Below are 14,511 nucleotides of genomic sequence, written 5' to 3'. Positions count from 1 at the left end.
CGACGACCCGGCCCGGTCTCCCCGCGAGGGGAGGCCGGGCCGCGGCCGTTCAGGGCTCCGGCCACGGACGGACCCGCCGCGGATTCCGCTACGCGTCCACCGCGCCCAGCTGGCGCAGCAGCCCCAGCAGGTCCTCGTTCCACCAGCCCTCGCAGATCTTCCCGTCCTCGAAGCGCCAGACCGTCGTGCCCTTCATCGAGACCTCCTGGCCCGTCGGCTGCAGGCCCATGAAGTCGCCCTGATGGACGCCCCGCCAGGTCCACAGGACGCAGACCTGGTCGCCCTCGGCCAGGACGCTCTCGAGGGTGAACGTGAAGTCGAAGGCGGCGCGCCAGCCGGTGACGTCCTGCTTGATGACGTCGGAACCGACCGTGGTCTCCTCCGCCTTGGCGACGTCGTGATCGCGGTAGTCGGCGGTGAAGAGCTCGTCGACGAGGTCCAGATCGCCGCCCACCGCCACCTCTTCGTAGAAGCGGCGGACCGTCGCCTTGTTCAGCTGCTCGTCGCGGACCACGTCCAGGTCGGTGAAGGACGGCATCCCGTCGCAGAGCGCGACCATCTCCTCGAAGATCCTGTTGGTCTCCGGGAGGTTCGAGTTCTCCATCGCCTTGGCGTAGGAGGGGAACTCGATGATCTCCACATAGTGCTCGTCGTCCGTGTGGTCGCGGCCGACGATCGAGTGGGTGGCGGTGCGCTTGCCTTCGGTGGCGGCGACCCAGTCGTCCATGAGCCGGTTCATGTCGTCGTACCGGCGCGTCTTGCAGTCGATCACTTGTACGAATGTCATGGCGCCTCCCGGGTGATATGTCCAGGCTAGTCCTGAATCAGCCCACCCGAGAGGTGCGCTACGGCGTCGGCCAAGGCTCAGTTCGGCCCGTACCGGCGGCCCGTCGTCGCGCTCGCGCGCGAGACCGCCCGGCGCGGGGCCAGCTTCATCAGGCCCGTCAGCGCCTTGTACCGGGGATCCGGGATCGACAGCGACTTGCCGCGCGCCAGGTCCTTCAGGGCGGCCTCCACCAGCTTGTCCGCGTCCAGCCACATCCAGCCGGGCACGTTGTCCACGCCCATGCCGGCCCGCTGGTGGAACTCCGTCCGTACGAAGCCGGGGCACAGCGCCATCAGCCGCACCCCGCTCCCCGCCAGGTCCCGCGCGGCACCCTGGGTGAACTGCACCACCCACGCCTTGCTCGCCCCGTACGTCCCACGGGGGACGAACGCCGCCACCGACGCGACGTTGACCACCCCGCCGCGCCTGCGCTCGCGCATGCTCGCCGTCGCGGCCGAGGTCAGCCGCAGCACCGCCTCGCAGTGCACCTTCAGCATCATCAGCTCGTCGGCCATCGGAACCTCGAGGTAACGGCCCTTGTTGCCGAAGCCCGCGTTGTTGACCAGCAGGTCCACCGGGTTCTTGCGGTCCGAGAGCCGGGCCTCGACCGTGGCGATGCCGCTCTCCTCGGAGAGGTCCGCGCGGAGCACCTCCACCTCCACCCGGTGGCGGTCGTGGAGTTCGGTCGCCTGCTCGCTCAGCCGCTTCTCGTCGCGGGCCACGATGACCAGATTGTGCCCATCGGCCGCCAGCCGCCGTGCGAAGGCCGCGCCGATGCCGGCCGTGGCTCCCGTGATCAGTGCAGTCGTCATACAGGAACGTTAGTGCTCCGCACCCCGTCCTGGCTGCCGCCCCCGGCCTCTCGTCGCCCCTGCGGGCGCCCCTCGGACGCTTCCTGACGCTCCCTGTACGCGAGGGCCTTCGCCCGCGTCTCCGGGTGCAGCGCGTCCCCGGCGGCCAGCACGCCGGGCAGCAGGGCCCGTTCGGTCGTCAGGGCGCGGAAGACCTGGGAGACGCTCACGTCGTGGGCCGGGCGGTGGACGACGGTGACGGCATCTCCCGCGCGGATCCGCCCGGGCTCGATGACGCGCAGGTACGCACCGGGCGCCGCCTCCTGGGTGAACCGGCGTATCCAGCCGCTCTCGCCCAGCCAGTCGGCGAACGTACGGCAGGGGATGCGGGGCGCGGTGACCTCCAGCAGCAGATCCGTACCTATGCGCCAACGCTCGCCGATGCGCGCGCCGTTGACGTCGATGCCGCTCGTGGTGAGGTTCTCCCCGAACGCGCCGTCGGGCAGCCGGCGGCCCAGCTCCCGTTCCCAGCCGTCGAGGTCCTCGCGGGCGAACGCGTACACCGCCTGGTCGTCCCCGCCGTGGTGACGCAGGGAGACCACCGCGTCCCCGGCGAGGCCGCTGCCCGCCGTGCCCTTCGGGCCCGGGGCCGCCACCTCGACGGGCCCCTCCACCGGGCGCTTGTCGATGCCGCTCGCCAGGCCCTCCGCGAAGACGCCGGAGAAGCCGGGACGGTCGTCGGCGGTACGGGGTCGGCCCACATTCACGGAGATCAGGTACATGGGCACCAAGAGTAAGTGGGCGTGGCTCAAAGGAGCCAGCCAATATTTATCATCCGCCCCAAGCTGGGCTTATGCTCGGTTCTATGATCGAGGCTCGTCATCTGAGGGTGCTGCGTGCGGTGGCCGCCACCGGTTCGTTCTCGGCCGCGGCGCGCGACCTGGGCTGCACCCAGCCCGCCGTCAGCCAGCAGATGAAGGCACTGGAGCAGTCGACGGGCACCCCCCTGCTGATCCGTACGGGCCGTGAGATGCGCCTGACCGAGGCGGGCGAGGCCCTCGTACGGCACGCGACGGGCATCCTGGCCGGCCTGACCGCCGCCGAGGAGGAGATCGCGGCGATCGCGGGCCTGCGGGCCGGGCGGGTGCGGCTGGTGTCCTTCCCCAGCGGCAGCTCCACCCTGGTGCCCTCCGCGCTCGCCGAGATGCGGGCCGCGCACCCGGGCACCCGCGTCTCCCTTGTCGAGGCGGAGCCGCCGCGCTCGGTGGAGATGCTCCGCGCGGGCGACTGCGAGATCGCGCTGGCCTTCCGCTACCCCGATGTGCGCGGCGCCGACCCCGCCGCGGGCGCCGAGTGGGACGACCTCGTCGTACGACCGCTGCTGACCGACCGCCTCATCGGCGTGGTGCCCGAGGGGCACCGGCTCGCCGGCGCGGAGCGGATCGGGATCGCCGAGCTGGAGCGCGAGCCCTGGATCGCGGGCTGTCCGCGCTGCAGGCGGCACCTGGTGGAGGTCTGCGAGAGCGCGGGCTTCACCCCGCGCATCGACTTCGCCACGGACGACTACCCGGCCGTCTTCGGGCTGGTCGGGGCCGGGCTCGGGGTGGCCGTGATGCCCGAGCTGGCGCTGGAGTCGGTGCGTCCGAAGGGCGCGCGTACGGTGCCCGTCGAGCCGGTCGTGCAGCGCGAGATCGTGGCCCTCACGCTGCCGGATCTGGCCCGGGTCCCGGCGGTCGCGGCCATGCTGGACCGGCTGGTGGAGGCGGGGCGCCGCTGAGCGCCGCCGGCTGAGCGGGCCCCGCTCAGCTGAAACGTTTCGCCACTCCCGTGGTGCGCCCCGGGCGTTCAGGCGGTCATCGCGCCGGCGCCCGCGCTGCTCGCCGTGATGGACCGATGCCGCGCGCGCCCCATGAGCTCCTCGCGCTCGTCCTCGGTCAGGCCGCCCCACACGCCGTAGGGCTCCCGTACCGCCAGCGCGTGCGCGGCGCACTCGGCGCGCACCGGGCAACGCATGCACACCTCCTTCGCGGAGGTCTCACGGGCGCTGCGGGCCGCGCCCCGCTCGCCCTCGGGATGGAAGAACAGCGAACTGTCGACCCCTCGGCACGCCGCCAGGAGCTGCCAGTCCCACAGGTCGGCGTTGGGACCGGGAAGGCGGGAGAAATCTGCCATTGCTTATCCCCTCGAGGCGATCTGTCGAAGCGATGTGTCGATGTGACCTGTCGAAGCAATCTGCCGGAGCGCTCCGGATCGATCCGATCCGGAGTGATCCGTTGCAGTACCCGTCCATACCTCTGCCATGCATCTGTCGTGTGAGCAGATGAAAATATGACTCATTGCGAATCTAGCCACAGACACCAGCAAATGGGAAGAAAAACAGGCCCGACTGGGCAAATGGGGCATAGCTTGGCTGGTGGGCAGGGCGCCCCCTGTGCGCCCTGCTCCGTGTCCGCGCCCTCACGTAGAGTGCCGAACACGGCCGACCGAGCCCGTAACTCTTTCGGGTGACCGTCGTTGAGAGTGCGGAGGCGGTTGACGCATGAAGCAGTCGGGCGGGTGGCAGGTGCCCGGGCGTCGTCAATCGCACAGGTGACGATCAGTACCAGCCTCTGGAGGCTCAAGGTGACGCGCATCAGCTGCGGAGGGCGGCCATGACATCCGTCCTCGTCTGCGACGACTCCCCGCTTGCCCGAGAAGCGCTCCGTCGCGCGGTGGCGACCGTGCCCGGCGTCGAGCGCGTGACCACGGCGGCCAACGGCGAGGAAGTCCTCCGCCGCTGGGGCGCCGATCGTTCGGACCTCATTCTGATGGACGTACGCATGCCCGGACTGGGCGGCGTGGAGACGGTCCGCCGGCTGCTCTCCGCGGACCCCGGCGCCCGCATCATCATGCTCACGGTGGCCGAGGACCTCGACGGTGTCGCGCTCGCGGTCGCCGCCGGGGCGCGCGGCTATCTCCACAAGGACGCCTCGCGGGCCGAGCTGCGCGCCACCGTGACCCAGGCGCTCGCCGACCCGACCTGGCGGCTCGCCCCGCGGCGGCTGCGCTCGGCGGAGATGGGCGCGGCGCCCACGCTCACCGCGCGCGAGATCCAGGTGCTCGAGGGCATGAGCCACGGCCGCTCCAACGCCGAGATCGGCCGTGAGCTGTTCCTCTCGGAGGACACGGTCAAGACCCACGCCCGCCGGCTCTTCAAGAAGCTGGGCGCCTCGGACCGGGCGCACGCGGTGGCGCTCGGGTTCCGCTGGGGCCTGGTCCGTTAGGGCGGCGGCGGGCAGTTCCGGACGGTTGTTGCCGTGCGTCGACGCGGGGGACTGACGTACCCCGCCCGCCGGGGAGCGGGCGGGGCGGGCCGCTGTGGCCGCCCGCCCGGGAGCCGCCGTTTCCCGGCCCGCTGCACGTTTCCCGCGCGCTGCCGCATCCTTGGAGTATGGAGTTCCTCGGGGACGGCTCGGGCAGGCGTGATGGGAAGGTGCGGGAGATGACCGCCGGCGCACCCGCTCATAACGCTTCGGTGCACAACTACGGATGCGGTGCCACGGACAATCCGGCGTCAAGGCACCATGGACCGATGCGCGACGACGACACCACAGCTATTGGCGCGCTCGTCGCCCGCGCGGTGGAGGGTGACCGGCAGGCCACCCACGACCTGCTCGCCCTGGTGCACCCGCTCGCGCTGCGCTACTGCCGCACGCGCCTGTCGCGGCTGCCGGGCGACGCCCGGCACTTCGTGGACGACCTCGCGCAGGAGGTCTGTCTCGCGGTGCTGTGCGCCCTGCCGCGCTACCGCGACACCGGGCGCCCCTTCGAGGCCTTCGTCGTGGCCATCGCCGCGCACAAGGTCGCCGATCTCCAGCGGGCCGCCATGCGGCACCCGGGCAGCACGGCCGTGCCCTCCGACGAGATGCCCGAGCAGCCGGACGACTCCCTCGGACCGGAGGAGCGGGCGCTGCTCAGCAGCGACGCGGAGTGGGCCAAGAAGCTGCTCGCCAACCTTCCGGAGAACCAGCGCGAGCTGGTTCTGCTGCGGGTCGCCGTGGGGCTGACGGCCGAGGAGACGGGGCAGATGCTCGGCATGTCGCCGGGCGCCGTGCGCGTCGCCCAGCACCGTGCGCTCAGCCGGCTCCGTGCCCTCGCGGAGCAGTGAGCGGGCGGCGCGGGGCGGACCGGGCGGCGATCCTCGGACGTATTCATACGAACCTCCAAGTGACGCGAGCCTCAGTGCTCGTGGAATGGGACACCCGTGAGGGCCGTTAGCATGGGAGTCCTCGCCGGTGCAAGACCATTTGGGAAGGTGTCATGACTGACAACGTCGACGGAATGCCCGGGAAATTCGCGATGCTCGGTCTGACATACGACGACGTCCTGCTGCTGCCGGGCGCCTCCGAGGTCCTGCCGAACGCCGTGGACACCTCCTCCCGCGTTTCGCGGAACGTACGGGTCAACATCCCGCTGCTGTCCGCCGCCATGGACAAGGTCACCGAGGCGCGCATGGCCATCGCCATGGCCCGCCAGGGTGGCGCGGGCGTGCTGCACCGCAACCTGTCCATCGAGGACCAGGCCAACCAGGTCGACCTGGTCAAGCGCTCCGAGTCCGGCATGGTCTCGGACCCGATCACGGTCCGCCCGGACGCCACGCTGGCCGAGGCCGACGCCCTGTGCGCCAAGTTCCGCATCAGCGGTGTGCCGGTCACCGACCCCGCGGGCAAGCTGCTCGGCATCGTCACCAACCGTGACATGGCCTTCGAGCTGGACCGCAGCCGCCAGGTGCGCGAGATCATGACCCCGATGCCGCTGGTGACGGGCAAGGTCGGCATCTCCGGCGAGGACGCCATCGAGCTGCTGCGCCGCCACAAGATCGAGAAGCTGCCGCTGGTGGACGACGCCGGCGTCCTCAAGGGCCTCATCACGGTCAAGGACTTCGTCAAGGCCGAGAAGTACCCGAACGCCGCCAAGGACTCCGAGGGCCGCCTGGTCGTCGGTGCCGCGGTCGGCGTCGGCGGCGAGGCCTTCGAGCGGGCCCAGGCGCTGGTCGAGGCCGGTGCCGACTTCCTCGTCGTGGACAGCGCCCATGGCCACAGCCGCGGCATCCTCGACATGATCGCCAAGATCAAGTCCAACATCAGCGTCGACGTCGTCGGCGGCAACGTCGCCACCCGCGAGGGCGCCCAGGCCCTGATCGACGCCGGCGTGGACGGCGTCAAGGTCGGCGTCGGCCCCGGCTCGATCTGCACCACCCGCGTCGTCGCCGGCATCGGCGTCCCGCAGGTCACCGCGATCTACGAGGCCGCCCAGGCCTGCCACGCCGCCGGCGTGCCGCTGATCGGCGACGGCGGTCTGCAGTACTCCGGCGACATCGCCAAGGCGATCGCCGCCGGTGCCGACACGGTGATGCTCGGCTCGCTGCTCGCGGGCTGCGAGGAGTCGCCGGGCGAGATGGTCTTCATCAACGGCAAGCAGTTCAAGTCGTACCGCGGCATGGGCTCGCTCGGCGCGATGCAGTCGCGCGGACAGGCCCGCTCCTTCTCCAAGGACCGCTACTTCCAGGACAACGTCCTCTCCGAGGACAAGCTCGTGCCCGAGGGCATCGAGGGCCAGGTGCCCTACCGCGGCCCGCTGGCCTCGGTCGCCCACCAGCTCATCGGCGGTCTGCGGGCCTCCATGGGCTACGTCGGCTCGGCGGACGTCCAGGAGCTCAAGGACAAGGGCCGCTTCGTGCGGATCACGTCGGCGGGCCTCAAGGAGAGCCACCCGCACGACATTCAGATGACGGTCGAAGCGCCGAACTACTCCCGCCGGTAGTAGTCGGAGCTTCGCACAGCGCCACCCGAGCCCGCGACCGAAAGGCCGCGGGCTCCGCCGCGTCGGGGATACTGGATGCGGCAGACGGAGCGCCAAGGAAAGTGAAAGGCCACACACGTGACTGAGATCGAGATCGGGCGCGGCAAGCGCGGCCGCCGGGCGTACGCCTTCGACGACATCGCCGTCGTCCCGAGTCGCCGTACCCGCGACCCGAAGGAGGTCTCGATCGCCTGGCAGATCGACGCCTACCGCTTCGAGCTGCCGTTCCTGGCCGCCCCGATGGACTCGGTCGTCTCGCCCGAGACCGCCATCCGCATCGGCGAGCTGGGCGGCCTCGGCGTGCTCAACCTCGAGGGCCTGTGGACCCGCTACGAGGACCCGGAGCCGCTGCTCGCCGAGATCGCCGAGCTGGACGAGACCGCCGCGACCAAGCGTCTGCAGGAGGTCTACGCCGAGCCGATCAAGGAAGAGCTGATCGGGCAGCGCATCAAGGAGGTCCGCGACTCCGGTGTCGTGACCGCCGCCGCGCTCTCCCCGCAGCGCACCGCGCAGTTCTCCAAGGCCGTCGTCGACGCCGGCGTGGACATCTTCGTGATCCGCGGCACGACCGTCTCCGCCGAGCACGTCTCGGGCGCCGCCGAGCCGCTGAACCTCAAGCAGTTCATCTACGAGCTCGACGTGCCGGTCATCGTCGGCGGCTGCGCCACCTACACGGCCGCCCTGCACCTGATGCGCACGGGTGCCGCGGGTGTCCTCGTCGGCTTCGGCGGCGGCGCCGCGCACACCACCCGTAACGTCCTGGGCATCCAGGTCCCGATGGCCACCGCCGTCGCCGACGTCGCCGCCGCCCGCCGCGACTACATGGACGAGTCCGGCGGCCGCTACGTCCACGTCATCGCCGACGGCGGCGTGGGCTGGTCCGGCGACCTGCCGAAGGCCATCGCCTGCGGTGCCGACGCCGTGATGATGGGCTCCCCGCTCGCCCGCGCCACCGACGCGCCGGGCCGTGGCTTCCACTGGGGCATGGAGGCCGTCCACGAGGACGTGCCGCGCGGCAAGCGCATGAACCTGGGCACGGTCGGCTCCACCGAGGAGATCCTCACCGGTCCTTCGCACACCCCGGACGGCTCGATGAACATGTTCGGCGCCCTGCGCCGTGCGATGGCCACCACGGGCTACAGCGACCTGAAGGAGTTCCAGCGGGTCGAGGTGACGGTCGCGCCGTCGCAGCACGACAACCGCTGACCCTCGTCGGCTCGAAGGCCCGGACCGCCACGGCGGTCCGGGCCTTTCGCATGTGCCTGTGGGTTCTGTCAGCCCTGTTAGCGCCGTATAAACATTCGATCGTAGGGAATACTGGCGACTTATGGCGCAAAGCAAGTCGTTCAGCGGCAGGGACATGGGTATCGACCTCGGCACCGCGAACACGCTGGTGTACGTACGGGGGAAGGGAGTGGTGCTCAACGAGCCTTCGGTCGTCGCCGTCAACGCCGAGGACGGCAGCGTGCTGTCGGTCGGCTTCGAGGCCAAGGAGACCATTGGGCGCACCCCCTCGACCATCGTCGCCATCCGCCCCTTGCGCGATGGCGTCATAGCCGACTTCGAGATAGCCGAGCGGATGCTGCGGCACTTCATCAAGAAGGTGATGGGCAACCGTCTCTTCTCCCGGCCGCGCGTCGTGGTGTGCGTGCCGTCCGGCATCACGGGCGTCGAGCGACGGGCCGTCATCGAGGCCGCCTCCTCCGCCGGTGCCCGGCAGGTGCACCTGGTCGAGGAGCCCATGGCGGCGGCGATCGGCGCGGGCCTGCCGGTCAGCGAGCCCACCGGCTGCATGGTCGTCGACATCGGCGGCGGCACCACCGAGGTCGCGGTGATCTCGCTGGGCGGCATCGTCACCGCCCGCTCGGTGCGTACGGCGGGCGACGCGATGGACGCGGCGATCATGTCGTACATCAAGAAGAAGTACGCCCTCGCGATCGGTGAGCGCACCGCCGAGGAGATCAAGATGAGCATCGGCTCCGCCTCGCCTGGGGGCTACTGGTCGGAGGCGGGGCTCGCGGCCCTCGCCCGCCGGGTGGCCGAGCAGGACGAGGCGGACGGCGATCCGGAGGAGACCCAGGGGCTGCGGCCCGGCGACCGCTGCACCATCCGCGGCCGGGACCAGGTCAGCGGTCTGCCCAAGACGCTGGAGCTGACGGCCGACGAGATCCGGCACGCGCTGTCGGAGCCGGTGGACGCGATCGTCATGGCCGTGCGGCAGACCCTGGACGAGACCCCGCCGGAGCTGTCGGGCGACATCATGGACCGCGGCATCGTGCTGACCGGCGGCGGCGCGCTGCTGCGCGGGCTGGACGTACGGCTGAGCTCGGAGCTCGACATTCCGGTGCTCATCGCGGACGACCCGCTGGACTGTGTGGCCGTCGGCACCGGGCGCTGCGTGGAGAACTTCGCCTCCTTGCGCACCGTGCTGGACGCGCAGCCGCGGCTGCTGTCGACCGGGCGGCTCTAGGGGCCGTGGGGTGGGTGCGGGAAGCGGTGCGCTAGAGACGGTGCGCCGCTCCCGCCGGGCTCGCGCCGCGGGTGTCCAGCAGCAGCTGGGCCTTGACCGAGAGCCCCTGCAGGTCGTATTTGCGGTGCTGCTGGAGAAGCACCGTCAGATCCGCGGCGGCCGCGGCCTCGTGGGGGCAGTCGGCGCGGGGCACGGGGTGGCCCAGGACGCGCCACTGGGGGACGTAGGGGTCGTGGTACGTGAGCTGGGCGCCCATCTCCATCAGCCGGGAGGCGATCTCGCGGGCGGGTGAGCCCTCCTGGTCGCCCACGTCGGGCTTGTAGCTGACGCCCAGCAGCAGCACGCGGGCGCCGCGTGCCGACTTGCCGTGTTCGTTGAGGAGCGCGGCGCAGCGCTGGATGACGTAGCGCGGCATCCGTCCGTTGACCTCCTGCGCCAGTTCCACCATGCGCAGCGGATAGCCGAGGCTGCGGCCCTTGTAGGAGAGGTAGTTGGGGTCGATGGGCACCCCGTGGCCGCCCACGCCCGGTCCCGGGCGGAAGGCCTGGAAGCCGAACGGCTTGGTCTCGGCACAGCGCACGACGTCCCAGAGGTCGACGCCGATGTCGTGGCAGAAGACCGCCATCTCGTTGGCGAGCGCGATGTTGACGTGCCGGTAGTTGGTCTCCAGGACCTTGACCGCCTCCGCCTCGCGCGGGCCCCGGGCGCGGACGACCCGTTCGCAGACACGCCCGTAGAACGCGGCTGCGGCCTCGGTGCAGGCGGGGGTGAGGCCGCCGATGACCTTCGGGGTGTTCGCGTAGGCGTACTGGCGGTTGCCGGGGTCGAAGCGGCTGGGGGAGTAGGCGAGGTGGAAGTCCTGGCCGGCGCGCAGTCCGGAGCCCGATTCGAGGAGGGGGCGCAGGAAGTCCTCGGTGGTGCCGGGGTAGACGGTGGACTCCAGCAGCACCGTGGTGTGCGGGCGGAGCCGGGGCGCGAGGGTGCGGGCCGCCTCGGCGATGGCACTCAGGTCCAGGGCCCGGTCCTCGCCCAGCCGGGTGGGGGCGCAGATCACGGCCGTACGGACCCGGCCGAGCTCGGCGTCCTCGGTCGTGGCGCGGAAGCCGGCGGAGAGCATGCGGCGGATCCCGGCGGCGGTGAGGCAGCCGTCGGCGCCCTCGGAGGGCAGCCGTCCGGCGCGCAGGTCGGCGATGGTGCGCGGGTCGGGGTCGTAGCCGACGGTGGGGATGGCGGCGGTGGTGGCGGCCTGGGCGAGGGGGAGCCCGAGGTGGCCGAGGCCGATGACGGCGAGATCTGCGGGCATGACGGGATGCGGTCCTTCCCGGAGGGGATTCCGGCGGGGATCGGCCGTTACATCAGGTTAGGCGGATATATGACTGTTATCCGGTATTGCCTCGGCGTGGCCTGCCTTCCGGCGGGGCCCCGGTGGGCTCCGGCGCGGCCGAAGCGGCGGATCTGGGGCAGCATCGAAGGGGAACGGGTGCCCGCCCGGCGCGGCACCGGTACGGCGTAGGGCGCGACGCCGGTGCGGTGCGGGCACGGCCGGGCGGGGCGGGACCGGCGGCACACCGGCGGCAGTGGTTCACCGGCAACGGCGGCGAGAGCGGCCAGGCGGGAGGCAGTGGTGAGGACAGCGACACTCGGGCCGGCCGAGCGCGGAGCGGCGCTCGCCCGGATGGCGGAGCGGGAACTGGACATCCTGGTGGTCGGCGGCGGAGTGGTCGGCGCGGGCACCGCGCTGGACGCGGCCACGCGCGGCCTGGCGACCGGGCTCGTCGAGGCGCGGGACTGGGCGGCCGGCACGTCCAGCCGCTCCAGCAAGCTCATCCACGGCGGGCTGCGCTATCTGGAGATGCTCGACTTCGCCCTGGTACGCGAGGCCCTCAAGGAGCGCGGGCTGCTGCTGGAACGGCTCGCCCCGCACCTGGTGAAGCCGGTGCCCTTCCTCTATCCGCTGCAGCACAGAGGCTGGGAGCGCCTCTACGCCGGCTCCGGCGTGGCCCTCTACGACGCCATGTCCGTCTCCTCCGGCCACGGCCGCGGCCTGCCCACGCACCGTCACCTCACCCGCAAGAAGGCGCTGCGCGTCGCGCCCTGCCTGCGCAAGGACGCGCTGATCGGCGCCCTGCAGTACTACGACGCCCAGATGGACGACGCCCGCTACGTCACCACCCTCGTGCGCACCGCCGCCGCCTACGGCGCGGACGTCGCCAACCGGGCCCGCGTCGTGGGCTTCCTGCGCGAGGGCGAGCGCGTGGTCGGCGCCCGGGTGCGCGACCTCGAACAGGACGGTGAGTTCGAGGTCCGGGCCCGGCAGGTCGTCAACGCCACGGGGGTGTGGACGGACGACACCCAGCAGCTCATCGCCGAGCGCGGCCAGTTCCACGTACGGGCCTCGAAGGGCATCCATCTGGTCGTGCCGAAGGACCGCATCCACTCCACGACGGGGCTGATCCTGCGCACCGAGAAGAGCGTGCTCTTCGTGATCCCCTGGGGCAGGCACTGGATCATCGGCACCACGGACACGGACTGGGACCTGGACAAGGCCCACCCGGCCGCGTCCAGCGCGGACATCGACTATCTGCTGGAGCACGTCAACTCCGTGCTCGCGGTGCCGCTCACCCGCGACGACGTCCAGGGCGTGTACGCCGGGCTGCGCCCGCTGCTGGCCGGCGAGTCGGACGCCACCAGCAAGCTCTCCCGCGAGCACACCGTGGCGCACCCGGTGCCGGGGCTGGTGGTCGTGGCGGGCGGCAAGTACACCACGTACCGGGTGATGGCGAAGGACGCGGTGGACGAGGCGGTGCACGGCCTCTCCCAGCGGGTGGCCGAGTGCGTGACGGAGGACGTGCCGCTGGTGGGCGCGGAGGGCTACCGCGCGCTGTGGAACGGGCGGGCGCAGATCGCCCTGCGCACGGGACTGCACGTGGCGCGTGTCGAACACCTGCTCAACCGGTACGGCTCGCTGGTGGACGAGGTGCTCTCCTACGTCACCGCCGATCCGGCGATGGGTGAGCCGCTGGCCGGCGCGGAGGACTATCTGCGGGCGGAGGTCGTCTACGCCGCCTCGCACGAGGGCGCGCGCCATCTGGACGACGTGCTCACGCGGCGCACCCGGATCTCGATCGAGACCTTCGACCGGGGCACGCGCAGCGCCCGTGAGGTCGCGGGGCTGATCGCGCCCGTACTGGGCTGGGACCCGGCGCAGGTCGACAAGGAGGTCGAGCACTACGAGAAGCGCGTGGAGGCGGAGCGCGAGTCCCAGCGGCAGCCCGACGACCTGACAGCGGACGCGGCGCGGCTGGGGGCGCCGGAGATCCAGCCGATCTGACCGGGACGACGACCGGTACGACGGGACTGGTACGACGGCCGGATCGCCGCGTCGGTATCGCCGGGTCAGTCGCAGAACTCCTCCCGCAGGAGTCTGGCTTCCGTCCGCGGCGGGAGGCGGGAGTCGCTGTTGACGCGGTAGCTGACCAGGTGCCGGCCGTCGGCGGTGGCGAGCGTCTGGACGTACGAGCCGTTGATCTCGCCGTTGTGGCCCCACACCGTGCGGCGGCAGGGCAGCCGTACGGGGAACACGCCCATGCCGTAGCGGCCTCCGGTGGCCCGGGTGTCCAGCATGGCGCGCAGCTGGGACGGGGGCAGCAGCGCTCCCGAGAGCAGGGCCTGGAAGAAGCGGTTGAGGTCGGGGAGGGTGGAGACCATCTCGCCGGCCGCGCCGGCGGCGGACGGGTTGAGCTCGGTGACGTCGCCGGCGGGGCCCGGCCCTGACGCGCTGTAGGCCCGGCCGTGCGGGGAGGGCAGCGTGGTGCGGGTGCCGGGGAAGCTGGTGCCGGACAGGTGCAACGGGGCGATGACGCGGCGGAGGGCCTCGACGGCGTAGGAGCGGCCCGTGACCTGACGGATGACCATGCCGAGCAGGAGGTAGTCGGTGTTGGAGTAGCGGTAGCGCGCCCCGGGTGGCGCGTACGGCGGGTGCGCGAGGGCGGTCCGTACCAGCGCCTCCGGGGAGTGGGACACGAAGCGGTGGGCGGCGAAGCCCCGGCCGAAGAAGTCGCGGCGGAAGGCCCCGTCGTCGGTGTAGGAGAACAGGCCGCTGGTGTGGGTGAGGAGTTGGCGGACCGTGACGGAACGGCCGTACCGGGCCCGTGCCAGGGTGGCCGCGGTGCCCGGCGGCAGGTGCTCGGTGACCGGATCGTCCACGTTCAGCCGGTGTTCGGCCGCCAGCTGGAGGGCGACCGTGGCGATGACCGTCTTGGTGACACTCCCGGCCCGGAAACGATCCGTGAGCCCGATGCCGCGCCCGGTCCGCAGGTCCGACACGCCCGTCGCGGCGAACCGGACCACCCCATGAGCATCTTGTGACAGCTCGGCGGCACCGGGAACCGTCCGTTGCGAAACCAGGTCCTGTAGAGGGGAGCGGGTGGCGACGCCGCCGCATCCCGAGGTCACCGACGCCGCTACGGCGCAGCTCAGCGCGGCTATGGTCGCGGTGAGGCGCGGGAAGGCGGCGCACGTCGGCATGCGCCCATCATCCATGGCCTCTCGGACCCTGGCCTTCCGCTGGTCTGCGGATGAGA

At 71.6% G+C, this 14,511-nt stretch carries 13 protein-coding genes; 7 read left to right on the top strand and 6 right to left on the bottom strand.

All coding sequences use genetic code 11. The annotated features are described in order from the left end of the window. Window positions 1–88: 88 nt before the first annotated feature. The 3 genes from ACIGXW_RS26560 to ACIGXW_RS26550 form a co-directional block, all read right to left on the bottom strand. Window positions 89–787, bottom strand: coding sequence for an ester cyclase (locus tag ACIGXW_RS26560; RefSeq protein WP_071964503.1), 699 nt, complete (start codon window positions 785–787; stop codon window positions 89–91). A gap of 77 nt (window positions 788–864) precedes the next feature. Beyond that, window positions 865–1,638: an SDR family oxidoreductase gene (locus ACIGXW_RS26555; RefSeq protein WP_071964510.1), complete on the bottom strand. Its 774-nt coding sequence runs from the start codon at window positions 1,636–1,638 to the stop codon at window positions 865–867. Next, the gene (locus ACIGXW_RS26550; RefSeq protein WP_399575299.1) at window positions 1,635–2,399 is read right to left on the bottom strand and encodes an MOSC domain-containing protein; all 765 of its coding nucleotides are present in this window, start codon (window positions 2,397–2,399) and stop codon (window positions 1,635–1,637) included. Before ACIGXW_RS26550 ends, ACIGXW_RS26555 begins: the two co-directional genes overlap by 4 nt. An 83-nt stretch (window positions 2,400–2,482) precedes the next feature. Here ACIGXW_RS26550 and ACIGXW_RS26545 point away from each other — a divergent pair, with 83 nt between their 5' ends. Beyond that, complete coding sequence (locus tag ACIGXW_RS26545; RefSeq protein ID WP_360909141.1) at window positions 2,483–3,394, top strand: LysR family transcriptional regulator; 912 nt, start codon at window positions 2,483–2,485, stop codon at window positions 3,392–3,394. Between the two features lie 68 nt (window positions 3,395–3,462). Here the strand turns inward: ACIGXW_RS26545 and ACIGXW_RS26540 are convergent, their stop codons facing one another. After that, window positions 3,463–3,789, bottom strand: coding sequence for a WhiB family transcriptional regulator (locus ACIGXW_RS26540; RefSeq protein ID WP_071964502.1), 327 nt, complete (start codon window positions 3,787–3,789; stop codon window positions 3,463–3,465). A 479-nt stretch (window positions 3,790–4,268) separates the two neighbouring features. Here ACIGXW_RS26540 and ACIGXW_RS26535 point away from each other — a divergent pair, with 479 nt between their 5' ends. The 5 genes from ACIGXW_RS26535 (at window position 4,269) to ACIGXW_RS26515 (ending at window position 9,928) form a co-directional block, all read left to right on the top strand. Continuing rightward, window positions 4,269–4,880, top strand: a complete 612-nt coding sequence (locus ACIGXW_RS26535) for a response regulator transcription factor (protein WP_003948568.1) — start codon at window positions 4,269–4,271, stop codon at window positions 4,878–4,880. Between the two features lie 308 nt (window positions 4,881–5,188). After that, window positions 5,189–5,764 carry a sigma-70 family RNA polymerase sigma factor gene (locus tag ACIGXW_RS26530; RefSeq protein WP_206279852.1) on the top strand — a complete coding sequence of 192 codons (576 nt, stop codon included), beginning with the start codon at window positions 5,189–5,191 and terminating at the stop codon, window positions 5,762–5,764. Between the two features lie 152 nt (window positions 5,765–5,916). Continuing rightward, entirely contained in the window at window positions 5,917–7,419 is a 1,503-nt protein-coding gene (gene guaB / locus ACIGXW_RS26525) for an IMP dehydrogenase (protein WP_399575298.1), read from the top strand. A 117-nt stretch (window positions 7,420–7,536) separates the two neighbouring features. Beyond that, complete coding sequence (locus ACIGXW_RS26520; protein ID WP_071964501.1) at window positions 7,537–8,664, top strand: GuaB3 family IMP dehydrogenase-related protein; 1,128 nt, start codon at window positions 7,537–7,539, stop codon at window positions 8,662–8,664. Window positions 8,665–8,785: 121 nt separating this feature from the next. Further along, the gene (locus ACIGXW_RS26515; protein ID WP_071964500.1) at window positions 8,786–9,928 is read left to right on the top strand and encodes a rod shape-determining protein; all 1,143 of its coding nucleotides are present in this window, start codon (window positions 8,786–8,788) and stop codon (window positions 9,926–9,928) included. A 31-nt stretch (window positions 9,929–9,959) separates the two neighbouring features. Here the strand turns inward: ACIGXW_RS26515 and ACIGXW_RS26510 are convergent, their stop codons facing one another. Beyond that, complete coding sequence (locus tag ACIGXW_RS26510) at window positions 9,960–11,231, bottom strand: nucleotide sugar dehydrogenase (RefSeq protein ID WP_399575297.1); 1,272 nt, start codon at window positions 11,229–11,231, stop codon at window positions 9,960–9,962. Between the two features lie 321 nt (window positions 11,232–11,552). Here ACIGXW_RS26510 and ACIGXW_RS26505 point away from each other — a divergent pair, with 321 nt between their 5' ends. Next, window positions 11,553–13,259, top strand: coding sequence for a glycerol-3-phosphate dehydrogenase/oxidase (locus ACIGXW_RS26505; protein ID WP_071964498.1), 1,707 nt, complete (start codon window positions 11,553–11,555; stop codon window positions 13,257–13,259). 65 nt (window positions 13,260–13,324) lie between these two features. Here ACIGXW_RS26505 and ACIGXW_RS26500 read toward each other — a convergent pair whose 3' ends face one another. Continuing rightward, entirely contained in the window at window positions 13,325–14,455 is a 1,131-nt protein-coding gene (locus tag ACIGXW_RS26500) for a serine hydrolase domain-containing protein (protein ID WP_399575296.1), read from the bottom strand. Between the last annotated feature and the right edge of the window lie 56 nt (window positions 14,456–14,511).

The sequence above is a fragment of the Streptomyces sp. NPDC053079 genome (assembly GCF_044546695.1).
In the GTDB taxonomy this organism is placed as follows: domain Bacteria; phylum Actinomycetota; class Actinomycetes; order Streptomycetales; family Streptomycetaceae; genus Streptomyces.
The sequence above is the reverse complement of the archived record's forward strand: the minus strand, read 5'-3'. Positions and strand labels throughout refer to the sequence as shown.